The following is a 24,807-nucleotide window of genomic DNA, read 5'->3' on the forward strand; positions in this document are numbered from 1 at the left end:
CCGGCCATTTGCCGGGCTTTTTCTGGTCTGGAAGTGGCGCAGTTAAAAAAGAGCCTCAAAGCTCTTTGATGGGGAGGAAGTGGAGCCATTGAGGCTCAAGATGCGCATGAAGCAGGCGGTGAGCTTGATAGGGGTTCAGTACACTCACCACCTGCGCAACGGCTTGGGCAAGCAAGCGGCTGCGCAGATTCATCGTAGGAAGTTGGGGGTTCGACCTCAAGTACCGCTAGTCGAATCCCCTCATAATTGTCAGCTTTTTGTTTTCCCGGCGGCCGGCCATCCGGCCTGCTGCAGGGCGTCGAGCAGCGCTTCCGGATCCAGTCCCGGCACGGCATGCCCATTGCCTTCGGCGCTGTCGGCGGCCAGCAGGGCGTTGATAATGGCTTCCTCCACCGCTTCGGTGGCCGCCAGGAACAATTCGCTGATGTGATCGTTATTGACCATGCTCAGGTTGCCCGTGGTGGGCGCGCGTTTGCTCTCGTAGGCGGCGGGTGGCACGTGCGGGTTGCCGGTGGAAAAGGCGATAAAGATGTCACCGCTATGGTCTTCGTTGCCACCACCGGTACGGGCCAAACCGAGGCTGGCCCGCTGGGCCAGGCGTGTGCACTGGTGCGGCAGCAACGGTGCATCGGTGGCCAGGCACACCACGATCGAACCCATGCCCGGATGCGGCAGCGACGCCTTGAGGAACGGCGAATCCACCTGTTCCATGTAGCGCCCGACCGGGTAGCCATCGACGCGCAACTCTCCGCGAATGCCGTGGTTGGCCTGGACGATGGCGCCGACCGTCCAGCCGCCCTGGGCACTGTTCAGCCGTCGCGAAGCGGTGCCGATGCCGCCCTTGAATTCATGGCAGATCATGCCGCTGCCACCGCCGACATTGCCCTCGGCCACCGGGCCACTCTCTGCTGAGCGCAGGGCTTGGGCCACATGCTCGACCTGCACGTGGAAGCCGTTGATGTCATTGAGCAAACCGTCGAAGGTCTCCAGCACCACCGGCATGTTCCAGTAGAGCCGGCCGTCGTCCGGTTGCTGCTCACGGTCCAGCACGATCAGCGCATCCCGCACCACGCCCAGGCTATGGGTGTTGGTGAAGGCGATCGGACTGGTCAGCAGACCCGCCTCGCGGATCCACTCCAGACCGGTTACGTCGCCATTGCCATTGAGCACATGGACGCCGGCAAAGCACGGTTGCAGGCTAGTCGAGCCGGCACGCGGTTCGATCACGGTGACACCGGTAAGGATGTCACGACCCTTGGCACTGCGGCCGCGCACATTGCTGTGGCCGACGCGCACACCGGGGACATCGGTGATGGCATTGAGTGGGCCGGGTTGCAGTTGGCCAAACTGGATATTGAGGTCGCGGGCACGTGGTTTCATCGGTTTACTCATCTTCGAATTCGTGGGTTAAAAATGTCTGACTAACAGCGGTGATCCACTTGTGGGAGCGAGCTCGCTCCCACAGGATTAGTGGTGTGGTTACTGGCCGTTCTTGACCTTGCTCCAGATCCGCGTGCGCACCCGTTCGGTGGCCGGCGGCAAGGGTTGCAGGGTGAACAGGGTGGCCAGGGCCTCGGCCGACGGGTAGACCGCAGGGTTGTTGCGGGTTGCCTCGGCCACCAGCGCCGTCGCGTTGCGGTTGCCGTTGGGGTAGTTGAGGTGATTGCTGACCGGGGCAATGACGTCGGCACGCATCAGGTAGTCGATGAACGCCAGCCCCTGTTGCGGATGCGGGGCATCCTTGAGCAACACCAGGGTGTCGAACCACACCGGCGCGCCTTCCTTGGGCAGGCTGTAGGCGATCTTCACGCCATTGCCGGCCTGTTCGGCGGTGGCCTTGGCCTCCAGCATCGCGCCGGACCAGCCCACCGCGACGCAGATGTTGCCGTTGGACAGATCGCTGATGAATTTCGACGAATTGAAGTAAGCGATGTGCGGACGCAGCTTGAGCAGCAGCGCTTCGGCCTTCTTGTAGTCCTCGGGGTTGGTGCTGTTGGGCGGCAGACCCAGGTAGTGCAGGGCGACCGGCAGCATTTCCGAGGGCGAATCGAGCATCGCCACGCCGCACTGGCCGAGTTTGGCCAGGTTCTCTTCCTTGAACACCAGATCCCAGGAGTCCACCGGCGCCTTGTCACCCAGGGCGGCGCGGACCTTGTCGACGTTGTAGCCGATGCCGTTGGTGCCCCACAGGTACGGCACGGCGTACTGGTTGCCCGGATCATTGTTGGCCAGTTTCGCCATCAGATCCGCGTCCATGTTGGTGAAATCCGGCATCCGGGCGTGTGGCAGCGGGGCGAGGGCGCCGGCCTTGATCAGGGTCGGCAGGCTAAAGTTGCTGGCCACCACGTCGTAGCCGCTGCGGCTGGTCAGCAGTTTTCCTTCCAGGATTTCGGCGCTGTCGAAGGTGTCATAGACCGGCTGGATACCGGTGTCACGCTTGAAGTCATGCAGGGTGTTCGGGCCGATGTAGTCGTACCAGTTGTACACGTGCACGGTCTCGCCATCGGCGGCGACCGCCGACAACGAGATCGCCAGACAGGCGCCAAGCCCCAGATTGAAATACGAGCGGTGACCACTCATGATGCGGCACTCCTGGCCTGCTGCAGGCCGGTGATAATCAGGAGTCTGCAGCGTATCGACCGGGGTGGCCGTTACCCATTCCCATCATGGGTTACTCGAAAGGGGTAGTGCGTGGACGCGTTGTTGAAAGAGTTACCGCTGCACCAGGGGCTGGCGCGGGTATTTGGCGCCGTGGGCCAGGAGGGATTCTGGCGGGCGCTGGTCGACACCCTGCGTTTGCTGGTGCCGCTGGACAACGCGCTGGTCGCGGTGATGCAGGCCGGACGGGTGCCCAGCCTGCTGATCGATTTCGACTCGCGGGACGCTGCCGACGAGCATGAAGAACTGGCGGATTACCGCGCCGGCATGTACCTGCTCGATCCGTTTTACCTGGCGGTGTGCGCGGGCATCGCCGATGGCTTGCACAGCCTCGACTCGGTGGCACCCGACCAGTTCCAGCAGAGCGAGTACTACCTGAGTTACTTCCGCTCGGTGGTTGGTGGCGACGAATTGCAGTTCATGCTCAACGTCGACGGCGCCGTGCTCGGTTTGTCCCTGGGACGTTCCACACGCTTTAGCCTCCAGGAGCAGGGTCGCCTGCTGTGCGTGCGCGATTGGGTGCTGGCCGCCATGCGTCGACATACGCAACTGTTGCCGCCGCAAGGGCCGGCCGGCGAGGCGGTGGCCGGTGATCTGGCGACCTTGCTGGACCGCTTCGATGCACGCCTGTCGGCACGGGAAATCGAAACCGCGCGCCTGATTCTCCAGGGCTTCTCCAGCAAGGCCATCGCCCAGCACATGGGGATCTCGCCGGAGACGGTGAAAGTGCATCGGCGCAATCTCTATCACAAGCTCAATGTGAACGGACATGGCGAGCTGTTTGCCCTGGTGTTGCGGCCACGCTGACGCTTTCGCTTTTGCAGGCGCCGGCTTGCCGGCGAAGGCGGTGTTTCAGCTTTGCAGTGTGAACACCAACGCCTTCAGCCCGCATTCGATATCGGCATCCGGAAATTCCGGCGGATTTTCCAGCCGTTCGATGAATTGCAGGCTCGGCGCTTCGCGGGTGACGCCGTCGATCAGGAAGTCGGCACCGAAGGCCGGGTCGTTCATGCAGGCCAGAACGGTGCCGTTTTCAGCGAGCAATTCCGGCAGGCGGCGCAGCACGCGCTGGTAGTCCTTGGTCAACAGGAAGCTGCCTTTCTGGAACGACGGCGGGTCGATGATCACCAGGTCGTAAGGGCCTTTGCCGATGACTTTGCCCCAGGACTTGAACAGGTCGTGGCCAAGAAAGGTCACCTTGCCAAGGTCATGCCCATTGAGCCGGTGATTGTCGCGACCGCGGCTCAGGGCCGGGCTGGACATGTCGAGATTGACCACGTGGGTCGCGCCGCCCTCGATGGCGGCAACGGAGAAGCCGCAGGTGTAGGCGAACAGGTTCAGCACCCGTTTGCCCTCGGCGTTGGCCCGTACCCAATCGCGGCCGTAACGCATGTCCAGGAACAGGCCGGTGTTCTGTTTGCGCCCCAGGTCCACCCGGTACTTCAAACCGCCTTCGACAATCGTCAGCTCGTCGATTTCTTCCCCGAGCAACCATTCGGTGGTGCTTTGCAGCAGGTAGCGATGCTGCAGCAGCAGGGTGTGCGCGCCGGATTGCGCCCAGGCGTCTGACTGTGTGAGTTCCAGCAGAAGCTGTTTCAACGCTTCCAGTTGCGTCGCTTCCGGCTCCTTGAACAACGCCACCAGCACCACGCCTTGCAACCAGTCGACGGTCAATTGCTCCAGCCCCGGCCAGCAGCGGCCGCGGCCGTGGAACAGGCGGCGGGTTTCGGCGGGAGGCGTTGCAAGTGCCGTCAACAAGTGGTCGTGAAGGGTGGAAAGGGCGTCTGCGTTCATGGGTCTGGGTCGGCAATTTGCGGGGGCGGCATTTAACCATAGTTGCGGCACGGGCGGATCACCCAAACCCTGTAGGAGCCGGCTCGCTCCTACAAGGGATCGGGTGGGGTAGTTATCACGATTTATTTAACTTTACGTGAGGATTTGGCGACCTTGTGGCTCCCATACTCGGCCCCAACGAACAACAACAGCCGGGAGCCCGTCATGTCGCCGCTACCTGCCTCACCCAGAGCCAGCCATCCACGATGGCTAAGGCTGACCCACTGGCTCAACGCCCTGGCGGTGCTGGTCATGGTCACCAGCGGTTGGCGCATCTACAACGCCTCGCCGATCTTCGATTTCAGCTTTCCCAAGTCGATCACCCTCGGCGGCTGGCTCGGGGGTGCGCTGCAATGGCACTTCGCGGCCATGTGGTTCCTGGCGATCAACGGTCTTGTCTATCTGGCGTTCAACCTGTTCAGCGGGCGCCTGAAACGGCGCTTTTTCCCGGTCTCGCCCAAAGGCGTGCTGCATGATCTTTGGGCCGCGTTGCGGGGCAAACTCGGTCACGCCGACCTCAGTCATTACAACCAGGTGCAGCGCGTGGCCTACCTGTTCGTGATGGTCGATATCACGCTGCTGGTGCTTTCCGGGCTGGTGTTGTGGAAGTCCGTGCAGTTCCCGCTGTTGCGTGAACTGATGTGGGGCTACGAAGGCGCACGACGTGTGCACTTCTTCGCCATGGCGCTGTTGGTCGCGTTCGTGGCGGTGCATCTGGTGATGGTCGCACTGGTGCCAAAAACGCTGGTGGCCATGATCGTTGGTCGTAAGGAGCACGTATGAAAAAGCGCATTCAAGGATCGGGACTGGACGAGTCGTCCATCCTGACCGACGCCCGGAAAATCCTCGCCCCGCAGATCGAAGACCGCTCGCGCCGTTCGTTCCTGCTGCGCGGCCTGACCCTTGGTGGCGTGGCCATGCTGTCCGGCTGCAACCTCACCGACAACGAAAGCGTCGACACCGCCTTGTCGTCGATGTCGCGCTTCAACGATCGGGTGCAGGGCTGGCTGTTCAACCCCAACGCCATGGCGCCGACCTATCCGGAATCGATGATCACCCGGCCGTTTCCCTTCAATGCCTTCTACGGCATTGAGGAGGCACCGACGGTGGACGAGGAGAGTTATCGCCTTGAAGTGACTGGCCTGGTCGCGGATAAACGCAGCTGGCGCCTCGAAGAGCTGCGCGCGATGGCGCAGACCGACCAGATCACCCGGCACATATGCGTCGAAGGCTGGAGCGCGATCGGCCGTTGGGGCGGTGTGCGCTTCAGCGATTTCCTCAAGCGCGTGGGCGCCGACACCGACGCCAAATACGTCGGCTTCAAATGCGCCGACGACTACTACACCAGCATCGACATGGCCACGGCGATGCATGCACAAACCCTGCTGACGCTGACCTACGACGGCGCGGTATTGCCACGCGAATACGGCTTCCCGATGAAGCTGCGCATGCCCACCAAGCTTGGCTACAAGAACCCCAAACACATCCAGGCGATTTTCGTCAGCAACACCTACAGCGGTGGCTACTGGGAAGACCAGGGCTACAACTGGTTTGGTGGCAGTTGACGGGCGCCCAGCCATTTCCTTTGTACACACCCCACGCATCAAGGAGTTTCATCATGAAAAAGTTGACCACCGTTGTTCTGTCCATGTGTCTGGCCGTCGGCGCCGCCAGCGTGTTTGCCGCCGATACGATGAGCAATGACAGCATGAGCAAAGACTCGATGTCCAAGGACGCCATGTCCAAGGACACGATGAAAAAAGACGCGATGACCAAGGATTCGATGTCCAAGGACACGATGAAAAAAGACAGCATGTCCAAGGATGCGATGTCCAAGGACGCGATGAAAAAAGATGCCATGTCCAAGGACAGCATGAGCAAGGACACGATGAAAAAAGATGCCATGTCCAAGGACAGCATGAGCAAGGACACGATGAAAAAGGACGCCATGTCGCAGTAAGCCCGGACAGCTGTAAACCCTGTGGGAGCGAGCTAGCTCGCGATGGCGGTGTGTCAGTCAAGATCAATGTCGACTGGTAAACCTCATCGCGAGCAAGCTCGCTCCCACAGGTTTTTTCACCCGTCCCGACAGGGTATGACTTGAAGTCATGCCCCCATGCCATTGCCTGGTTTCACCCTTTGCCTGTATCAAAAATGAATTTCCGCCCACTCCGCTGCTCCTACCTGTAGGCAGCGGCGTTGAGCCCGCGAATTCATTGAAGCAATCAGGGAGCGGCACGGTCATGAGTCGAGTACCGACAGCGGGCGAACACCTTCCTGGCGGGTTGATCCTGGTGGTTGAGGATGACCCGCTGATTCTGGAGTTTCTCTGTGAAATCCTGCAGGACGAAGGCTTTGTGGTGCAGCCGCAGATCAGTGCGGACGCTGCATCGCAGTATCTGGAGCAGCATGCGCAGGATGTGCGGATGTTGCTGACCGACATCACCATGCCGGGCAAGCTCAATGGCGCGGACCTGGCCAACCTGTTCGGTGATCGCTGGCCGGACAAGCCGATCATGATCATGTCCGGCTTCGAGACCCCCGAAAGCTCGGGCGTGCGGCATGCGGTTTCATTCATCAAGAAACCCTGGGCCCTCGGGCAGTTGCTCGACTGCGTACAAAACGCATTGCAGGCTAATCCGCCGCCGCATTGATCCTGTACATTGGCCATCACACCCGCCAGCTCCGTTAGACAGGAAGGTCCGCCTTGTCCGCTCAAACCTGCGTTTTCCATCACCCGTACCGTGCCTTTCTGTTTGATATGGACGGCACCGTACTGACGTCCATTGCCGCCGCCGAGCGCGTCTGGGCGACCTGGGCCAAGCGTCACCGCGTCGATGTCGAGACCTTTCTGCCGACCATCCACGGTGCCCGCGCCATCGACACGATCAGCCGTCTGGCGTTACCCGGCGTCGATGCAGAAGCCGAAGCGGCGTGGATCACCCAGGCGGAACTCGAGGATGTCGACGGGGTGGCTGAGGTGGTGGGTGCGGCGGGGTTTCTCAAGTCATTGCCGGCCCATCGATGGGCTATCGTCACCTCGGCCCCCAGAGCGTTGGCATTGCGCCGCATGGCCGCCGCCGGGATTCCCGAGCCGCAGGTGATGGTCACGGCCGAAGACGTCAGCGCCGGCAAACCTGATCCGGCCGGTTATCGATTGGCGGCCCGGCGACTGGGTGTCGAGATCACCGAGTGCCTGGTGTTCGAAGATGCCACCGTTGGCATTCTTGCGGCCGAAGCGGCGGGGGCGGATTTGCTGATCGTCACGGCCACCCATGATCAGCCGATTCAGACGGCGCACGCGACCCTGGCCGGTTATGACCGGATTGTGGCCAGACTGAACGGCGACCTGATCCAGCTGCAGCTTTTGTGAGTGATAGCGCCTTCCAATGAAGAAAGGCGCGCCAGCAGGTTCTGCTGAAGGGCCGTCAGGTGAGCGTTCGCGCCGCTGCCGGCGTCGCCTCGCCAGTCGGGTTGCGGGTGCTGGCCTTGAGCTACTTCTGCGCAACGCCTTGCTTGATGTCCCCACAGAAAATATCGACATTGCCGTCGGTCGCCGCAGTGCGCACGACGATGGAGTATTCACCGGCCAGCAGCACGGACAATTCGACGGGGGCGCTTCGGCTGAACGCCCAGCCGCGTACGGCCTGGCGTTCAGTGTTGACTTTGTCGTTCATGGCGTAGGCGACAGGCCCGGGTTTTGCGCAACTGCCCTTGTTGATGAACGAATAGAGGCGCAAGGGCAGCACCGCTCCGGTTGGCACACCACTGATGAAGAAGCTGAGGCCGGTTTGTTTGCCCCAGTCGGACAAGGCGACATTGCCGATCTGACCAGTGTTTTGCCGGGTGGCAACCAATGTAACGGACACGCTCTTGTTTGATGAAGTAGCGCAGCCGAACAGACTGGTCATGACCATGAGCGCGGTAAGTGAGTTTCTGAATTTCATTGCCAACCTCCTGCATAGAAGAACCGCAATGGGTGATTAAGGGGTATAGCTCATTAATCGCGGTCCGGGGCTGCAATGCTGTCCACTCAAGGTCGAACACTGACTTGTGGCGAGGGAGCAAGCTCCCTCGCCACAGATTAACGATTACGACGCTTGCTTCAGCACCGGCGTGCGCTTGCCCAGTTTCATCAGCCAGAAGTAGCTCAAGGCCGGCACCAGCAACCCGACCAGCCAGGCCAGGTCGACGCCGTCGAGCGCCGTGGCCACTGGGCCGACGTAGAGCGTGGTGTTCATGAACGGAATCTCCAGCGCAATCGCCAGCACAAAACTGCCGCAGGCAATCCAGTTGACCCGGCCATAGATCCCGTTGACGTCAAAGATGTCATCGATCCGGTACTGACCTTTGCGCAGGCAGTAGTAATCCACCAGATTGATCGCCGTCCACGGGATCAGGAAGTAGCTCATGAAGAAAATGAAGTTGAGGAAGAAGGTGATGAAGTCGTCCTGACTGATGGTGCACAAGGCTGTGGCCACCAGGCTGATCACCAGCATGAACAGGCCGCGCACCCGGGGCGTCACTTTCAGGCGGGCGAAGGGTTCAATCACGGTGATGGTCGACATGAAGGCGCCATACAGGTTGAAGACGTTGATCGACACCTGGCCGTAGACGATGAAGGCGAACAGCAGCAGCGCGCCGCTGCCGAACAGGCCGGCGACATGGCCGCCGACGTTGCTGGAAAAGTCGCCGATGCCGACACTCAGGATCGCCCCGAGAATCATCATCCACGCACCGCCACTGACCGTCCCGGCGTAGCTGTACCAGAACACCTTGGCGGTCGGCGTTTGGCTGGGCAGGTAGCGCGAATAGTCGGCGACATACGGCGCATACGACAGCTGCCAGGTGACGGCAATGCTCACGGCCACCAAAAATTTCGACAGCGAGAACCCGGTCGGCAGCCACTGCTCGGGCGGAATCGACAGTTGCAGGGCGAAGAGCGTGGCAGCGACGAACACCAGCAGCGAAAGGATCGACAACAGCTTCTGCAGGCGGTGAATCAAGCGGTAGCCGTAGAGCGCGACGACGAAGCACAAGGCGCCGATCAGGTAGATGTTGCCGTTGGCGGGCAACGGGCTCACCGACTCCAGCGCCTGGGCGGCGAGCAGGGTGTTGCTGACGAAGAATCCCAGGTAGATCAGCATCACGAACAACAGCGGCAACACCGCCCCGAGCACGCCGAACTGGGCCCGGCTCTGGATCATCTGCGGGATGCCCAGTTTCGGTCCCTGGGCAGAGTGGGAGGCCATGAATATCGCCCCGATCAGCGAGCCGATGATGATCGCCAGCGCGCTCCAGAACAGGTTGAGCCCCATCACCACCGGCAGCACACCCGAGGCGATGGTGGTGATGTTCATGTTGGCGCCGAACCAGATGAAAAACAGTGAACCCGGCTGGCCATGACGTTCGGCTTCGGGGATGAAATCGATGCTTCTTTTTTCAACTTGCATGGCGATCACTCCTGAGTCCGGACGAGGTGGGTGTGCAGGCGGGCGATGGTGCTTTGCAGTTCGTGGGGCTGGTGGGCGAACAGGTCCGGGTGCTCGGGACTCAGGCTCACGTAGTCACGGTTTTCCAGGGCGCGCCGGCATTCGCCGGTGGTGAGGATTTCCAGGGAGTAGACCCAGTTGGCCATGATCAACAGCGCCGAATAGTGCCCGGCCTGGGTGGTCGTGGTGCAGGCGTCGCTGACCAGGCGAATGTGATAGCCGAGGGCAAAGGCATCGAACACCGTGGTCAACACGCAGACATCGGTCAGCACGCCGCCGATGATCAGCGTGTCGACGTCCAGTGCCTTGAGCCGGGCATCGAGGTCGGTACGGTGGAAAGCGCTGTAGCGGCCTTTATCGACGACGGCTTCATCGGGTCGCGGGGCGAGGCTTTGGATGATCTCCACTTGCCGCGTGCCGGCGCGATAGCCGCTCGGGCCGCCATCGGCCGCGCGGGGTTCGCCCGGTGGCAGATCACTGCCGTCGGCCTGGTTGATATGGCGGGTATAGATCACGGGGACCCGCTGCTGGCGGGCGCTTTCGAGCAGTGTGGCGGTGTTGGCCAGCACCGAATCGAAGTGTTCGAGGACGAAACCGTCCTCCTGTTGCATGTCGATGATCAACAGTGCGTTTTTATTGTTCATAGAGCAAACCTGATCATGGGCCGGACACTGTTGCGTCCAGCCAGCCCGATAACCATCGGGCCGAAGCACAATGCACCGCAAACGCGAGGCTACCGCCTGACGCCGAGGTACGTGGATTCCTGTTGGGGAGTGCTCAGTGAACTATTTGCCAGAAGCCGTTCTGCTTGGCCGAAACACTGGCGCGCAGACGCTTGAAATGCAGGTGCGAAGCGGTCCATTCACCGCGCAGGTAAGCCCGCGCGGCGCCGGAGGGAAGGGCGAGTGACTGGAGACGACCATTGAACATGGAAATCGACCCTGTAGGAGCGAGCCTGCTCGCGAGAAACTTAAAGGCACCGCGTTGATTCAAAATGCACGCGTTATCGCTGACATCCATCGCGAGCAAGCTCGCTCCTACATAAAGCAACTCAGAGGACTCAGCGGAACGCCGGGACCACGTGCTTGATAAACAGCTCCAGGGATTTCTTCTTCTCGGCGTGCGGCAAGCTGTTGTCGCACCAGAAGCTGAACTCGTCGACGCCCAGTTCCTGATAGTACTTGATGCGTGGAATGATCTCTTGCGGGGTACCGATCATGGCGGTCTTGTGCAGGCTGTCCAGTTCAAACTCCGGACGACCGGCGAATTTCTCTTCCGGGCTTGGCGCCAGGAAGCCGTTGACCGGGGTTTCCTTGTTGCCGAACCAGGCATCGAAAGTGCGATAGAACTTGGCGATCGCCTTGGCCCCGACCTTCCAGCCTTCGGGATCATCGACGGCGTGAACATGGGTGTGACGCAGCACCATCAGTTGCGGGCGTGGCACGTCCGGGTTGTTGTCCAGCGCGGTCTGGAACTTGTTCTTCAGGTCCAGGACTTCTTCGTCGCCTTTCATCAACGGCGTCACCATGACGTTGCAGCCGTTGGCCACGGCGAAGTTGTGCGAGTCCGGGTCACGGGCGGCGATCCACATCGGCGGGTTCGGCTTCTGAACCGGCTTGGGCACGCTGGTGGAGGTCGGGAATTTCCAGATGTCGCCGTCATGGGCGTAGTCGCCTTGCCACAGGGCACGAACCACCGGAACCATTTCCCGTAGCGCCTGGCCGCCGCTTGAGGCGGGCATGCCACCGGCCATGCGGTCGAATTCAACCTGGTAAGCACCACGGGCCAGGCCCACTTCCATGCGCCCGTTGCTGATCACGTCCAGCAATGCGCATTCGCCGGCGACCCGGATCGGGTGCCAGAACGGCGCGATGATAGTGCCGGCGCCGAGGTGGATGGTGGTGGTCTTGGCCGCCAGGTAGGCCAGCAGCGGCATCGGGCTCGGCGAGATGGTGTATTCCATGGCGTGGTGTTCACCGATCCAGACGGTGCTGAAACCACCGGCCTCGGCCATCAGGGTCAGCTCGGTCAAGTCTTCGAACAGCTGGCGATGGCTGATGCTTTCGTCCCAACGTTCCATGTGTACGAACAGGGAAAATTTCATGACGCTTACCTCGGATCTTTTGTTGTCGGCCTGTCGACTGCGGGCCTGTTGCCTGGAATGAGCGCAGGGCTCCCCGGTGTTCTCGCCAGTGTAAAGCGCGTTCCTGAGCACGGCTGTTCGGCTGATTGATTATTGGTATACCATAATACGGAATATCTGCAAAATATTTCTCTCAGACGGTCACATACCAAGAGTCATTCGGCTTATGCCTATCTGTCCCTGGGCACGCAGGAGGGCGGTTATGTGTTCCGGCGCGGACAACACGGGCATTCAGACGGTCGGCGTTATCGTTGACGTCCATCGCGGGCAAGCCCGCTCCCACAAGGATTTGCGTAGATCTGTAGGAGCGAGCCCGCTCGCGAAAAACGCGCGGACAACACGGGCATTCAGACGACCCGCGTTATCGTTGACGCCCATCGCGAGCAGGCTCGCTCCTACAGGGATTTGCGTAGATCTGTAGGAGCGAGCCCGCTCGCGAAAAACGCGCGGACAACACGGGCATTCAGACGACCCGCGTTATCGCTGACGTCCATCGCGGGCAGGCCCGCTCCTACATGGATTGTGGAGTCAGGCGAGAACAGGCAGGGCGCCCATCTTGCCGTGGCAATACACCAGTGGTCCGGCGTTCTGCCGGGGCACGATCAGGTTCTTCACCGCGCCGACCATGATCGCGTGGTCGCCCCCTTCATATTCGCGCCACAGTTCGCATTCGATGACCGCCGTGGCGTTGGCCAGGATCGGATTGCCCAGCTCGCTCAATGTCCACTCGATGCCTTGTGCCTTGTCTTTGCCCTTGCGCGCGAAGGCATAGGCTTCGCTTTGCTGACCGCCGGAAAGCACATGAATGGCAAAGCGTTTGTTCTTGATCAGAACCGGGTAGGAGTCGGAACTGTAGTTAGGGCAGAACAGCACCAGGGCCGGGTCCATGGACAGTGAACTGAACGCACTGGCCGTCAGGCCGACGATTTGCCCGTCGTCATCGAGCGTGGTGATCACGGTTACGCCGGACGGGAACGAGCCCATGACTTGTTTGTAGATGGCGGCATCGATCATTGGACTGTCCTCGGGTGTGGTGCGTGGTTTTTATGAGTTTGTAGGTCTGATGGTATACCGTAATACAGCGTTTGCAAGGGTTTTTTCTACCGGCCGATAAACGTACACCTCCGGTCTTTAGGTCAATAAATACGGGGCTTTCAGCTAGGCGGAGAGTGGTTTTTTGCGGCAGGATTGCAGATCAGATGGGCTTGCAAAGACCGGATCAGTCTTGTGAAAAGTTTGGAATACCATAATATGGTGTTCATCTGAGGGGCGGCCAGAGAGTCCCCCCGGTTTGGCTTCATACAAAGATAAGAACAGACAAACTCGAGTTCATGCATATGTCCCAGATGTCCCGGCAAGACCCGTTGATCGAGAATCACACGGTCGACTACGTTCCACTCGCAGAGCGCCACGGGAAGGCCCGCGATCTGTTCACCCTGTGGTTCAGCACCAACATTGCACCACTGCCTATCGTCACCGGTGCCATGGTGGTTCAAGTGTTCCATCTCAATGTGTACTGGGGGCTGTTGGCGATTGCCCTGGGGCACATGGTCGGCGGGCTGGTGATTGCCCTCGCGTCGGCCCAGGGCCCGCGCATGGGCATTCCGCAAATGGTGCAGAGCCGGGGTCAGTTCGGTCGCTATGGTGCGCTGCTGATCGTGTTCTTTGCCGCCCTGATTTACGTCGGTTTTTTCATTTCCAACATCGTGTTGGCCGGCAAATCGATCGTCGGCATCGTGCCTTCGGTCCCGGTGCCCGCCAGTATCCTGATCGGTGCCCTCAGCGCCACCGCCATCGGGGTGATCGGTTACCGCTTCATCCATACCCTCAATCGTATTGGCACCTGGGTGATGGGCAGCGCGCTGCTCGCCGGTTTCCTCTACATCTTCGCCCATGACTTGCCGGCGGACTTCTTCACCCGTGGCGGTTTCAACCTGTCCGGCTGGTTGGCCACGGTATCCCTGGGCATCATCTGGCAGATCAGCTTCTCGCCCTATGTATCGGACTACTCGCGCTACCTGCCGGCGGATATCGGCATCAAGCGTCCATTCTTCGCCACCTACCTGGGCGCGACCCTGGGCACGATCCTCTCGTTCACTTTCGGCGCGGTGGCGGTCCTGGCAACCCCTGAAGGCACTGAAGCGATGGCTGCGGTCAAGCAATCCACCGGTTGGCTGGGGCCGATTCTGATGGTGCTGTTCCTGCTCAACATCATCAGTCACAACGCCTTGAATCTGTACGGCGCGGTGCTGTCGATCATCACTTCGATCCAGACCTTCGCCAGTCAGTGGACGCCGAGCATCAAGGTGCGCGTGGTGTTGTCGAGCGTGGTGCTGGCGGGGTGCTGCGTGGTCGCGCTCGGCGCTTCGGCGGACTTCATCTCACAGTTCATCGGGCTGATCCTGGCGCTGCTGTTGGTACTGGTGCCGTGGGCCTCGATCAACCTGATCGATTTCTATGTGATCAAGCGTGGGTGCTACGACATTGCCTCGATTTTTCGTGCGGATGGCGGGGTCTATGGGCGGTTCAATTTGCATGCGATCGTGGCGTATTTCATCGGGATCATCGTGCAGCTGCCGTTCGCCAATACATCGCTGTATGTCGGGCCTTATGCCAATCTGGTTGAGGGCGCGGATCTGTCGTGGCTGGTGGGGTTGGTGGTGACGTGTCCGCTGTATTACTGCCTGGCGACCCGTGGGCAGGTTCGGCAGCGCGAGGTGGCGCGGTTTGGTTTTACTGACTGATTGTTGATTGGCGGTGTTTGTCTGGAATGCCCGGCTTTTGGCCGGGCATTTTTGTTCTGGTGATTCGTGAATACAGGCAGCCTGGTGCCGACCTGTTGTTTGTTTTCGGAGTACCTACCCATTCCTGCGGTAACGGCCACTTATGGTTTTGCCCTGATGGCGAGTCTCTTTTTCAAAAGCCAAAGCGAGGCGGCCTGACAGCCGACCTGATTTTCGCGGATACCGCCAATCCCCTGTGGGAGCCAGCCTGCTGGCGATGGACGTCAACGATAACGCGCCCTGTCTGAAGGATCGCGTTATCCGGGGGGGCATCGCCAGCAGGCTGGCTCCCACAAGGGGATCGCAGACAGACCTGTAATCAGGTCGGCTGTCAGGCCGCCTCGCGTTGCTCTGGCTATTGAGGATCTTGCCCCATCGCGGCGGGCCCACCGAACGCCAGGGTTTGATAACTTGGCCCCGGGTGGCGTTGCGCTTTTCAAAGTGACCCGCTGTAAGAGCGGAACCCCAAGTGGCCGTTACCGAAGGAATGGACAGGTACACACACTGAAAAAAAAAGGTCACCACAACCCGACGTTGTGGTGACCCGAGGGTGACAAATATCTAGCGCTCCACTGGCATGGAGCTCAAAACATCAATGCGCCCCAGCCGCCTTGTTCAGGTCGCTCTCAGCCCATTCGGTATAGACACAAGCATCCGCCGTCGCCCAGCGCACGCGCACCGGATCGCCCGCCTTCATGGGCATTCCGGCCGCAGACAACGCCTTGACGGTCATCGAGGTGCCGCCCGAGGTCACTACGCTGCAGGTCTGGCTTTCGCCCAGGAACAGCACTTCCACGACCTTGGCCGAGACTTCATTCCAGCCGGCGGCCAGTGGCTCCCGGGCTGCTTGCTCAACGCTCAAGGCCAATGCTTTTTCCGGACGCACCATCAGCAGCACATCCTGATGGGTTTGCAGCCCGGCGGTCAGGCGGATCGACAGCGACTGCCCTTCAAACGAAGCCGCCGCATTGCCCTGGGCCTTGAGCTTGAGGAAGTTCGAGTTGCCGAGGAACGAGGCGACGAAGGCATTCGGCGGGTTCTGGTACAGGTCATAGCCGCTGCCCAGGCCAACGATCTTGCCGTGGCTGAAGATCGCGATGCGCTGGGACAAACGCATGGCTTCTTCCTGGTCGTGGGTCACGTAGACGATGGTGATGCCCAGGCGTCGATGCAGCTGGCGCAGTTCATCCTGCAAGTCCTCACGCAGTTTTTTGTCCAGTGCGCCGAGGGGTTCGTCCATCAGCAGGATGCGTGGCTCGTAGACCAGTGCCCGTGCGATGGCGACCCGTTGCTGCTGGCCGCCGGAGAGTTGCGAAGGCCGGCGATGGGCGAATTGCTCCAGCTGCACCAGCTTGAGCATGGCATCGACCCGGCGTTCGCGCTCGGCCGTGGCCAGTTTGCGAATCGTCAGCGGAAAGGCAATGTTGTCGCGCACCGACAGATGCGGGAACAGCGAGTAGCGCTGGAACACCATGCCGATGTCGCGCTTGTGCGGCGGTACATTGACCAGTGACTGGCCGTTGACCAGGATCTCGCCGCTGCTCGGCGTTTCGAAGCCGGCGAGCATCGACAGGGTGGTGCTTTTGCCGGAGCCGCTGGAGCCGAGGAAGGTCAGGAACTCACCGTCCTTGATGTCCAGCGAGATGTTGTCCACGGCGGCGAAGTCGCCGTAGTACTTGTTCAGGTTGCGCAGGCTGACCAGCGGCTGGTCGTTTTGCTGGGCGCTATCTTTGATCACTGCACTCATGTCGTTCTCCTGCGCGCTCAGGCGCTGATTTCGTTGCGCCGGCGCAGTGCGGCGGCGATCACCATGACCAATACCGAGAGGCCGATCAGCAGCGTCGAGGCGACGGCGATCACGGGCGTCAGGTCCTGGCGCAGGGTGGTCCACATTTTCACGGGGAGGGTTTGCAGGGTCGGGCTGGCCATCATCACGCTCAACACCACTTCATCCCACGAGACGAGGAAGGCGAAGAGGGCGCCGGCCACCATGCCGGGACGAATCGCCGGGAAGGTCACCTTGAACACCGCTTGCAGGCGCGAGGCACCGCAGATGACCGCGGCATCCTCGATCGACTGGTCGAACAGCTTCAGCGAGTTGATGATCGAGATGATGGTGAACGGCAACGCGACGATCACATGGCTGACCACGAACGCGAACATCGTCCCGGTGTAGCCCAGTTTCAGGAACAGCGCGTACACCGCCACGGCGATGATCACCAGCGGCACGATCATTGGCAGGGTGAACAGGCCGTAGAGCATTTCCCGGCCAGGGAAGCGGCCGCGCACCAGGGCGAACGCCGTCGGCAAACCCAGGGCCACGGCGAAGAACGTGGTCAGCACCGCGACCTTGAGGCTGGCCATGGCCGCGTTCATCCAGTCGGCGTTGGAGAAGAACTGGACGTACCATTTGAGCGTCCAGCCCGGTGGCGGGAACACCAGCCATTGCGACGATCCGAACGACAGCAGCACGATGAACACGATCGGCAGCAACAGGAACAGGCCGATCAGCCCGGTGGTGGCGTACAGGCCGAAGCGCATCCGGCGGCTCATGGCATTGGGGGTCAGGAGCATGACGGCTTACCTCGCGTTACTGGCGCCAACCGGGGATTCCGGCTGAAGCTTCAGGTAGAAGTAGAACAGCACCAGCGTAATGACGATCAGCAACGCGGCGCCGGCGCTCGCCAGGCCCCAGTTGAGGAACGACTGCACCTGCTGAATGATGAACTCGGGCAGCATCATGTTCTGCGCACCGCCCAGCAGGGCCGGGGTGACGTAGTAACCGAGCGACATCACGAACACCATCAGGCCCCCGGAGAACAGGCCCGGCCGGCACAGCGGCAGGAACACCCGGAAGAAGTTGGTCCACGGACTGGCACCGCAGATCGAACCGGCCTGCAGAATCATCGGGTCGATGGCCTGCATGGTCGCCTGCAGCGGCAGCACGATGAACGGGATCATGATGTAGCTCATGCCGATCACCACGCCGGTCAGGTTGTGCACCATTTCCAGGGGCTGGTCGATGATGCCCATGGCCATCAGCGCCTTGTTGATCACCCCGGAGGCTTGCAGCAGCACCAGCCAGGAGTAGGTGCGGGCGAGGAGGCTGGTCCACATCGACAGCAGCACGATGTTGAGAATCCAGCGACCCCAGCCGCGCGGTACCAGGGTGATCGCCCAGGCCAGCGGGAAGCCCAGCAACAGGCTGAACAGCGTGACCAGGCCGGCCACCGAGAAGGTGTTGAGCAACACCCGGGCGTACGCCGAGTTGGCGAACAACTGTTCGTAATTGCCCAGGCCCGGCACCGGTTCAAGCACGCCACGCAAAAGCAGGCCAATCAGCGGCGCGAGAAAGAACAGGCCCAGGAACAACAGCGCCGGGATCAGGTTGCTTGCACCACGCCAGCGCTGCGCCAGGGTCGGGGATTGCGTCATCGCAGCGGCCTTGCCGGCAGCGCCGGAGGCGCTCCCGACGGGCGTGGATGGACGGGACGCGGTTACCGTCATTTTCATTTGACCAGCCATTCGTTCCACCGTGTCGCGATGGCCGGACCGTTCTTGGCCCAGTACGCGAAATCAAGAGTGATCTGATCCTTAACGTAGGCCGTCGGCAGGTTAGGGGCGAGCACCGAATCCAGGCGCGCGACGCTGTCGACGTTGACCGGGGCGTAGGCGGTCAGGTTGGAGAAGTCGGCCTGGCCCTTGGCACTGCTGGCGTTGGCCAGGAACTTCATCGCCGCGTCCTTGTTTTTCGAACCTTTTGGGATGACCAGGATGTCGGCCATGACCAGGTTCTGCTTCCAGCTTACGCCCACCGGGGCGCCGTCTTCCTGCAGGGCGTGAATCCGGCCGTTCCAGAACTGACCCATGCTCGCTTCACCGGAGGCCAGCAACTGTTGCGACTGCGCGCCACCGCCCCACCAGACGATGTCTTTCTTGATGGTGTCGAGTTTCTTGAAGGCGCGATCCAGGTCCAGCGGGTAGAGCTTGTCGGCCGGCACGCCGTCAGCCAGCAGTGCCAGTTCGAGGACGCCTGGGCTTGGCCATTTGTAGAGGGCGCGTTTGCCGGGGTAGGTCTTGGTGTCGAACAGTGCGGACCAGTCCTGGGGTTTGGCGGCGCCGAGCTTGCCTTCGTTGTAGCCGAGGACGAAGGAGAAGAAGAACGAGCCGACACCATGATCGGAGACGAAACGCGGGTCGATCTTGGTGCGATCGATGACTTTGAAATCGAGGGGTTCGAGCAAGCCTTCAGAGGCGGCGCGCAAGGCGAAGTCAGCTTCGACATCGACCACGTCCCATTGCACGTTGCCGCTTTCGACCATGGCTTTGAGCTTGCCGTAGTCGGTCGGGCCATCCTGGACCACGGTGATGCCGCTGGCCTTGCTGAACGGATCGGCCCAGGCCTGCTTCTGCGCATCCTGGGTGCTGCCGCCCCAGCTGACGAAGTTGACGCTTTCAGCCGCCATTGCCACGTGACTGGCCGTGGCCAGCAAACCCGCGAACAGTACTGCGGTTGCACGTTTGTTCAACACCATTTTCACGCCCTCATTTGTTGTGTTTTTGAGCGGGCTTTGTATTGCCCGCCTATCGGGAGCAGTAGGTCCATCTGGCCTCTAAAGGCGACCGTGCCAAGGGCTGTTATTGGTGCTTTCCCTGCCGGGCGCACTTGGCCAAATCGTTCGGTCTATGGAATATCATATTATGGTATTCCAAACTTTGTGCAAGCATTTTGCCTTACCGGCTATCTGCCGAAGCGGTTTTTTTTGGAAAACTTCGGTGCCTCTGATCGCCACAATCCCATGTGGAAGCGAGCTTGCTCGCGATGAGGGCAGGGCAGTCGATTTCAATATCGATTGGCATACCGCTATCGCGAGCAAGCTGCTCCCACCGGGGCAAATTCCCCTCGGGTCACTGGGTAAACGCAATACTCTCCACCACCTCCAGGTCGTACCCGGTCAAACCGGCGTATTTTAACGGCGGCCCCAGATGCCGCAGCTTGCCCACGCCAAGGTTCTGCAAGATCTGCGCCCCGGTGCCGACTTCCGAATAGATCCGCGACTGCGAACGGCTGAACTGCCGTGGCGGTTGGGTCAATTGCGGTACGCGCTCGAGCAACGCTTGCGAGGATTCGTGATTGGCCAACACCACGACCACGCCACATCCTTCTTCAGCCACTCGCTGCAATGCCGCCCACAACGTCCAGTTGGACGGCCCGCTGTACTCGGCGCCGACCAGGTCGCGCAACGGGTCGATCACATGCACGCGCACCAGCGTCGGTTGTTCGCGACGCACGTCACCCATGACCATTGCCATGTGCACACCGCCTTCGATGCGATCCTCAAAGGTGATCAGACGGAAGGTGCCATGCACCGTTGGCAGTTCGCGCTCGCCGATGCGTACGACCGTGTGCTCGGTACTTAAACGATAGTGGATCAAATCGGCGATGGTGCCGATCTTGATCCCGTGTTTGCGCGCGAACACTTCCAGATCCGGGCGACGGGCCATGGTGCCGTCGTCGTTCATGACTTCAACGATCACCGAGGCCGGTGTGAAACCTGCCAGGCGTGCCAGGTCGCAACCGGCCTCGGTATGCCCGGCGCGGGTCAGGACGCCGCCTTCCCGGGCGCGCAACGGGAAGATGTGACCCGGCTGCACGATATCGGCGGCACTCGCGCCCTGGGCGACGGCGGCGGCGACGGTACGCGCCCGATCAGCGGCGCAGATGCCGGTGGTCACGCCGACGGCGGCTTCAATCGACACGGTGAATGCCGTGCTGAACACGCTGCCATTGCTCGGCACCATCTGTTCCAGGCCAAGGCGCTGGCAGTGCTCGTCGGTCAAGGTCAGGCAGATCAGCCCGCGTGCTTCCCGGGCCATGAAGCTGATGGCTTCGGCGCTGCAACGGTCGGCGGCGAGCAACAGGTCGCCTTCGTTTTCCCGGTCTTCGTCGTCAACCAGGAGCACCATCTTGCCTTGGCGGTAGTCTTCGATGATTTCTTCGATGCTGTTGAAGGCCATGTCAGGATTCTCGGTGTTTGTTGGAAATATATTGTGGTATACCATAATACAAAACAACCGGAGAGGTCACTATGAAGGCGTACTGGATTGCTCACGTGGATATCACCGATCCCGTTCAATACAGCCAATACACCCAGCGGGCGCCGAAGGCGTTTGCCGAATACGGCGGACGGATATTGGCGCGTGGTGGGCGCAGCGAGGCGATGGAAGGGCGGCCGACGCCGCAACGCAGCGTGGTGATCGAGTTCGATTCCTATGACCAGGCCGTGGCCTGTTATCGGTCGGATCTTTATCAGGAGGCCAGGGGGCACCGCGAGGGTGTGGCTCTGGCCGAGGTGATTATTGTCGAGGGGGTGGTGCCGGTTTGATGGGTGGACACCCTTCAGCTGTCCCCCGGATCGACTGTAGGAGCGAGCTTGCTCCGACAAGGGCGCTAGCGAATGAAGTGAATCTTGCCGGTATCGTCGTTGCCGATGTAGATGCCGTAGACCCCGGCCTGCCGCTCTTCGATATAGCGCTCGAGAATCTGCCGGATCGCCGGGTAATAGATGCTGTCCCAGGGAATGTCCTCGGGCGCGAAGAATTTATAGTCGAGGGTTTCCGGCCCGTACTGGCCGGTGATTTCCAGGGCGATGGCGCGGAAGATGATGTACACCTCGCTGATCTTCGGCACGCTGAAGATCGAGTACGGCGAAAGGATTTCCGCGCGTACGCCGCTTTCCTCCCAGACCTCGCGCAACGCCGCCTGCTCGGTGGTTTCGCCGGCTTCCATGAAGCCCGCCGGTAGCGTCCAGGTGCCCGGACGCGGCGGGATCGCGCGTTGGCACAGCAAATACTTGCCGTCCTGCTCGATGATGCAGCCGGCGATGATTTTCGGATTGACGTAGTGGATGTAGCCGCAGCCGCGGCACATCAGGCGCTCGTGCGTATCGCCCGGCGGCAGCTGTTGACCCAGGTCAGGGCTGCCACACTTCGGACAAAAGCTCGGGCTGAACATGATCAACGACCTATGCGGGGTTCTTTGAGGGCGATGGGCTGGGTGATCTCGGGGATCGCCCCGGTCTCTTCCTGCTTGCGCTTGAGGTAGTCGAGGGCCACGGTGGCGGCGGCGCGGACGTGGTCGACGCAGGCCTGGTGAGCGGCCAGCGGATCGCCGCTCTTGATCGCCTCGACCATGCGTTCCATTTCCTGGTTACTGGCGCCACGACGGTTTTCCTGAGACACCGAGGTCGCGCGCAAGTAGCTGATGCGCGCCTGCAACTGGCGCAACTGGGTGGCCGCGACGTGGTTGCCAGAGCCTTCGAGCAACACGTCGTAGAAGCCTTGCACGGAGTCGATGACCTGTTGCAGTTCACCTTCCTTCAGGGCCTGGCGGTTTTCTTCCAGGGCTTTTTCCAGGGCCTTGATGTCCTTGGCCTTGGCACGCAGGGTGAACAGCTGGACGATCAGGCCTTCGAGCACGCAACGCAGCTCGTAGATATCGACCGCGTCGGCCAGGGTGATGATCGCCACCCGTGGGCCCTTGGCGTCGGCGAATTCCACCAGGCCTTCGGATTCCAGGTGGCGCAAGGCTTCGCGCACGGAGGTACGGCTGACGCCCAGGCGATCGCACAGATCGCGTTCGACCAGACGGTCTCCCGGCAGAAGCTGGAAGTTCATGATGGCGCTTCGCAATTTATCCAGCACGATTTCGCGCAGGGTAACGGGGTTGCGATTGACCTTGAAGCTGTCGTCGAGTGGCAGGCGTTTCATGGGGTCCGCTCTGATTGTGGCTGTCCATGCAAAAAAAGCACTTCGATTGCAGCAATCTCCGTGCTCGTCAGATCAAACAGCCAAGGGGTTAACTGGAGGCCTCGGCATCGGCTTCGGCGAAGGCTTCTCGGGCGAGCCGGAAACTGTCGACGGCGGCGGGAACACCACAATATATGCCGACCTGAAGCAGAATTTCGCGTATTTGCTCACGACTTAAGCCGTTACGCAAGGCGCCGCGCACATGCAGCTTGAGTTCGTGCGGCCGGTTGAGCGCCGAGATCATCGCCAGGTTGATCATGCTGCGCTCCTTGAGGGACAGACCCTCGCGACCCCAGACATGACCCCAGCAGTATTCGGTGACCATTTCCTGCAGGGGGCGGGTGAAGTCGTCGGCGTTCTCGATGGAGCGATTGACATAGGCTTCGCCCAGCACCTGGGTACGGATCTGCAAGCCTTTCTCGTACTTCTCGTTGCTCATTGCATGTGTCTCCTGTGGGGCTCAGATCTCGAGGCTGTGCTGTTGGCCGCAGCGCGGCTCCTGCCGTTTGGCCAACATGACTTAGAGCCCACCCATCAGGGTGTATTTAAGTTCAAGGTAGTCCTCGATGCCGTACCTGGAGCCTTCACGGCCCAGGCCTGAGGACTTGATTCCGCCAAACGGCGCGACTTCGGTGGAGATCAGCCCTTCGTTGATCCCGACCATGCCGTACTCCAGCGCTTCGCTCATGCGCCAGGCACGACCCAGATCACGGGTGTAGCAGTAGGCGGCCAGGCCGAATTCGGTGTCGTTGGCCATGTGCACGGCCTCGGCTTCGCTGTCGAAGCGGAACACCGCCGCCAGCGGGCCGAAGGTTTCTTCCCGGGCGACTTTCATCTGCGTGGTGACGCCGGCCAGCACGGTCGGCTGGAAGAAGCCGTTGCCCAGCGCATGGCGTTCGCCGCCGCACATCAGGCGGGCGCCTTGGGCCAGTGCGTCCTGCACGTGGTCCTCGACCTTGGCCACGGCGCGTTCGTTGATCAACGGACCTTGAGTGATGCCCGCCTCGAAACCGCTGCCGACCTTGAGCTGCGATACGCGCTCGGCCAGCCGCGCGACAAAGGCGTCATGAATGCCGTCCTGCACCAGGAAGCGGTTGACGCAGACGCAGGTCTGCCCGGCATTGCGGAACTTGGCAATCAGCGCGCCTTCCACGGCACGCTCCAGGTCGGCGTCGTCGAAGACGATGAACGGCGCGTTCCCGCCCAGTTCCAGCGAGACCTTTTTCAACGTCGGCGCGCACTGCGCCATGAGCAATTTGCCAATCGCCGTGGAGCCGGTGAACGACAGTTTGCGCACCAGGGGGCTGGCGGTCAGTTCGCCACCGATGGCAATGGCGTCGCCGGTGATTACGTTGAAGATGCCCGCAGGAATACCAGCCTGTTCCGCCAGCGCGGCCATGGCCAGGGCCGAGAACGGCGTTTCCGGCGCTGGCTTGACGATGCACGGGCAGCCAGCGGCCAGTGCCGGGCCGGCCTTGCGGGTGATCATCGCCGCCGGGAAGTTCCACGGTGTAATGGCCGCGACCACGCCAATCGGTTCTTTGCTGACGACGATGCGTGCATCGCCCTTGTGGCTGGGAATGGTGTCGCCGTAGATGCGTTTGGCTTCTTCAGCGAACCACTCGATAAAGCTGGCGGCGTAGAGGATTTCGCCCTTGGCTTCAGCCAATGGCTTGCCCTGTTCGAGGGTGAGGATTTCAGCGAGGGCGTCGGCGTTTTCCAGCATCAGGGCGTGCCAGCGCTTGAGCGTGTTGCTGCGTTCCTTGGCAGTCAGTGCACGCCAGGCCGGCCAGGCATTATTGGCAGCGTCGATGGCCTGGCGTGCATGTTCGGCACCGAGGTTCGGCACGCGGCCGATGAGTTCACCGGTGGCCGGATTGAAGATGTCCTGTTGCGCGCCGTCGGGTGCATCCAGCCATTGGCCGTTGATGTACGCCTGCTGGCGGAACAGTGATGAGGCTGCTGGGCTCATGCCGGCTCCTGAGAAAATTAAAAGATCTGCGCGGCCCCTTGTAGGAGCGAGCCTGCTCGCGAAAAACCCGAGAACGCCAAGGGCTGTCAGGCAGCACGCGTTATCGTTCACGACCAT

26 protein-coding genes are annotated in these 24,807 nt (G+C 61.0%); 8 read left to right on the plus strand and 18 right to left on the minus strand.

All coding sequences use genetic code 11. The annotated features are described in order from the left end of the window. Window positions 1-249: 249 nt before the first annotated feature. Entirely contained in the window at window positions 250-1,380 is a 1,131-nt protein-coding gene (locus ACX3YD_RS27355; protein WP_458961517.1) for a DmpA family aminopeptidase, read from the minus strand. Between the two features lie 99 nt (window positions 1,381-1,479). Then, the gene (locus tag ACX3YD_RS27360; protein ID WP_458961518.1) at window positions 1,480-2,580 is read right to left on the minus strand and encodes a polyamine ABC transporter substrate-binding protein; all 1,101 of its coding nucleotides are present in this window, start codon (window positions 2,578-2,580) and stop codon (window positions 1,480-1,482) included. Window positions 2,581-2,691: 111 nt separating this feature from the next. Between ACX3YD_RS27360 and ACX3YD_RS27365 the strand changes: the two genes are divergently transcribed. Next, a complete protein-coding gene (locus tag ACX3YD_RS27365) occupies window positions 2,692-3,465 on the plus strand; it encodes a helix-turn-helix transcriptional regulator (protein WP_103406882.1) in 774 nt (257 codons plus the stop codon). Between the two features lie 45 nt (window positions 3,466-3,510). On the opposite strand, the gene ACX3YD_RS27370 is transcribed toward ACX3YD_RS27365, so the two are convergent. Further along, window positions 3,511-4,452: a class I SAM-dependent methyltransferase gene (locus ACX3YD_RS27370; protein ID WP_458961519.1), complete on the minus strand. Its 942-nt coding sequence runs from the start codon at window positions 4,450-4,452 to the stop codon at window positions 3,511-3,513. A 204-nt stretch (window positions 4,453-4,656) separates the two neighbouring features. Here ACX3YD_RS27370 and ACX3YD_RS27375 point away from each other — a divergent pair, with 204 nt between their 5' ends. The 5 genes from ACX3YD_RS27375 to ACX3YD_RS27395 all read left to right on the plus strand — a co-directional run bounded on the left by ACX3YD_RS27375 (window position 4,657) and on the right by ACX3YD_RS27395 (window position 7,864). After that, on the plus strand, window positions 4,657-5,274 hold the full coding sequence (locus ACX3YD_RS27375; RefSeq protein WP_458961520.1) for a cytochrome b/b6 domain-containing protein: 618 nt from the start codon (window positions 4,657-4,659) through the stop codon (window positions 5,272-5,274). After that, window positions 5,271-6,056 carry a molybdopterin-dependent oxidoreductase gene (locus ACX3YD_RS27380; protein ID WP_458961521.1) on the plus strand — a complete coding sequence of 262 codons (786 nt, stop codon included), beginning with the start codon at window positions 5,271-5,273 and terminating at the stop codon, window positions 6,054-6,056. The genes ACX3YD_RS27375 and ACX3YD_RS27380 overlap by 4 nt, the downstream gene beginning before the upstream one ends. A 53-nt stretch (window positions 6,057-6,109) precedes the next feature. Then, complete coding sequence (locus ACX3YD_RS27385; protein ID WP_458961522.1) at window positions 6,110-6,451, plus strand: pentapeptide MXKDX repeat protein; 342 nt, start codon at window positions 6,110-6,112, stop codon at window positions 6,449-6,451. 283 nt (window positions 6,452-6,734) lie between these two features. Further along, window positions 6,735-7,145, plus strand: coding sequence for a response regulator (locus ACX3YD_RS27390; protein ID WP_458961523.1), 411 nt, complete (start codon window positions 6,735-6,737; stop codon window positions 7,143-7,145). 53 nt (window positions 7,146-7,198) lie between these two features. Continuing rightward, window positions 7,199-7,864, plus strand: a complete 666-nt coding sequence (locus tag ACX3YD_RS27395; RefSeq protein WP_458961524.1) for an HAD-IA family hydrolase — start codon at window positions 7,199-7,201, stop codon at window positions 7,862-7,864. Window positions 7,865-7,985: 121 nt separating this feature from the next. Here the strand turns inward: ACX3YD_RS27395 and ACX3YD_RS27400 are convergent, their stop codons facing one another. The 6 genes from ACX3YD_RS27400 to ACX3YD_RS27425 all read right to left on the minus strand — a co-directional run bounded on the left by ACX3YD_RS27400 (window position 7,986) and on the right by ACX3YD_RS27425 (window position 13,140). Then, a complete protein-coding gene (locus ACX3YD_RS27400; protein ID WP_458961525.1) occupies window positions 7,986-8,438 on the minus strand; it encodes a hypothetical protein in 453 nt (150 codons plus the stop codon). Between the two features lie 144 nt (window positions 8,439-8,582). Further along, window positions 8,583-9,944 (minus strand): purine-cytosine permease family protein, encoded by a 1,362-nt coding sequence (locus ACX3YD_RS27405; protein ID WP_103406864.1) that lies wholly within the window; start codon window positions 9,942-9,944, stop codon window positions 8,583-8,585. A 5-nt stretch (window positions 9,945-9,949) separates the two neighbouring features. Beyond that, window positions 9,950-10,627, minus strand: a complete 678-nt coding sequence (locus tag ACX3YD_RS27410) for a cysteine hydrolase family protein (RefSeq protein WP_458961526.1) — start codon at window positions 10,625-10,627, stop codon at window positions 9,950-9,952. Between the two features lie 133 nt (window positions 10,628-10,760). After that, window positions 10,761-10,913, minus strand: coding sequence for a hypothetical protein (locus tag ACX3YD_RS27415; protein WP_167361809.1), 153 nt, complete (start codon window positions 10,911-10,913; stop codon window positions 10,761-10,763). 130 nt (window positions 10,914-11,043) lie between these two features. Continuing rightward, a complete protein-coding gene (locus tag ACX3YD_RS27420) occupies window positions 11,044-12,087 on the minus strand; it encodes an LLM class flavin-dependent oxidoreductase (RefSeq protein ID WP_458961527.1) in 1,044 nt (347 codons plus the stop codon). 567 nt (window positions 12,088-12,654) lie between these two features. Next, window positions 12,655-13,140 (minus strand): flavin reductase family protein, encoded by a 486-nt coding sequence (locus tag ACX3YD_RS27425; RefSeq protein ID WP_047527859.1) that lies wholly within the window; start codon window positions 13,138-13,140, stop codon window positions 12,655-12,657. 323 nt (window positions 13,141-13,463) lie between these two features. Here ACX3YD_RS27425 and ACX3YD_RS27430 point away from each other — a divergent pair, with 323 nt between their 5' ends. Beyond that, a complete protein-coding gene (locus ACX3YD_RS27430) occupies window positions 13,464-14,870 on the plus strand; it encodes a purine-cytosine permease family protein (protein ID WP_103404892.1) in 1,407 nt (468 codons plus the stop codon). Between the two features lie 631 nt (window positions 14,871-15,501). Here the strand turns inward: ACX3YD_RS27430 and ACX3YD_RS27435 are convergent. The 5 genes from ACX3YD_RS27435 to ribBA form a co-directional block, all read right to left on the minus strand. Beyond that, window positions 15,502-16,656 (minus strand): ABC transporter ATP-binding protein, encoded by a 1,155-nt coding sequence (locus ACX3YD_RS27435; protein WP_047527862.1) that lies wholly within the window; start codon window positions 16,654-16,656, stop codon window positions 15,502-15,504. Window positions 16,657-16,673: 17 nt separating this feature from the next. After that, entirely contained in the window at window positions 16,674-17,483 is an 810-nt protein-coding gene (locus ACX3YD_RS27440; protein ID WP_047527863.1) for an ABC transporter permease, read from the minus strand. A gap of 6 nt (window positions 17,484-17,489) precedes the next feature. Beyond that, entirely contained in the window at window positions 17,490-18,422 is a 933-nt protein-coding gene (locus tag ACX3YD_RS27445; RefSeq protein WP_047527865.1) for an ABC transporter permease, read from the minus strand. Continuing rightward, window positions 18,419-19,444 carry an ABC transporter substrate-binding protein gene (locus ACX3YD_RS27450; RefSeq protein ID WP_103404891.1) on the minus strand — a complete coding sequence of 342 codons (1,026 nt, stop codon included), beginning with the start codon at window positions 19,442-19,444 and terminating at the stop codon, window positions 18,419-18,421. The genes ACX3YD_RS27445 and ACX3YD_RS27450 overlap by 4 nt, the downstream gene beginning before the upstream one ends. Window positions 19,445-19,817: 373 nt before the next feature. Continuing rightward, window positions 19,818-20,927: a bifunctional 3,4-dihydroxy-2-butanone-4-phosphate synthase/GTP cyclohydrolase II gene (gene ribBA / locus ACX3YD_RS27455; RefSeq protein WP_458961528.1), complete on the minus strand. Its 1,110-nt coding sequence runs from the start codon at window positions 20,925-20,927 to the stop codon at window positions 19,818-19,820. Between the two features lie 71 nt (window positions 20,928-20,998). On the opposite strand from ribBA, the gene ACX3YD_RS27460 reads away from it, so the two are divergent. Continuing rightward, entirely contained in the window at window positions 20,999-21,295 is a 297-nt protein-coding gene (locus tag ACX3YD_RS27460) for a DUF1330 domain-containing protein (protein WP_103404890.1), read from the plus strand. Window positions 21,296-21,360: 65 nt separating this feature from the next. Here ACX3YD_RS27460 and ACX3YD_RS27465 read toward each other — a convergent pair whose 3' ends face one another. The 4 genes from ACX3YD_RS27465 to ACX3YD_RS27480 form a co-directional block, all read right to left on the minus strand. After that, complete coding sequence (locus tag ACX3YD_RS27465; protein ID WP_090319567.1) at window positions 21,361-21,924, minus strand: NUDIX hydrolase; 564 nt, start codon at window positions 21,922-21,924, stop codon at window positions 21,361-21,363. A 2-nt stretch (window positions 21,925-21,926) separates the two neighbouring features. Continuing rightward, window positions 21,927-22,679 carry a GntR family transcriptional regulator gene (locus ACX3YD_RS27470; RefSeq protein ID WP_020800935.1) on the minus strand — a complete coding sequence of 251 codons (753 nt, stop codon included), beginning with the start codon at window positions 22,677-22,679 and terminating at the stop codon, window positions 21,927-21,929. A gap of 88 nt (window positions 22,680-22,767) precedes the next feature. Next, entirely contained in the window at window positions 22,768-23,157 is a 390-nt protein-coding gene (locus ACX3YD_RS27475) for a carboxymuconolactone decarboxylase family protein (protein WP_047527877.1), read from the minus strand. Between the two features lie 81 nt (window positions 23,158-23,238). Beyond that, window positions 23,239-24,690, minus strand: a complete 1,452-nt coding sequence (locus ACX3YD_RS27480; RefSeq protein WP_458961529.1) for an NAD-dependent succinate-semialdehyde dehydrogenase — start codon at window positions 24,688-24,690, stop codon at window positions 23,239-23,241. Between the last annotated feature and the right edge of the window lie 117 nt (window positions 24,691-24,807).

It is taken from the genome of Pseudomonas fluorescens group sp. PF-1, assembly GCF_054481335.1.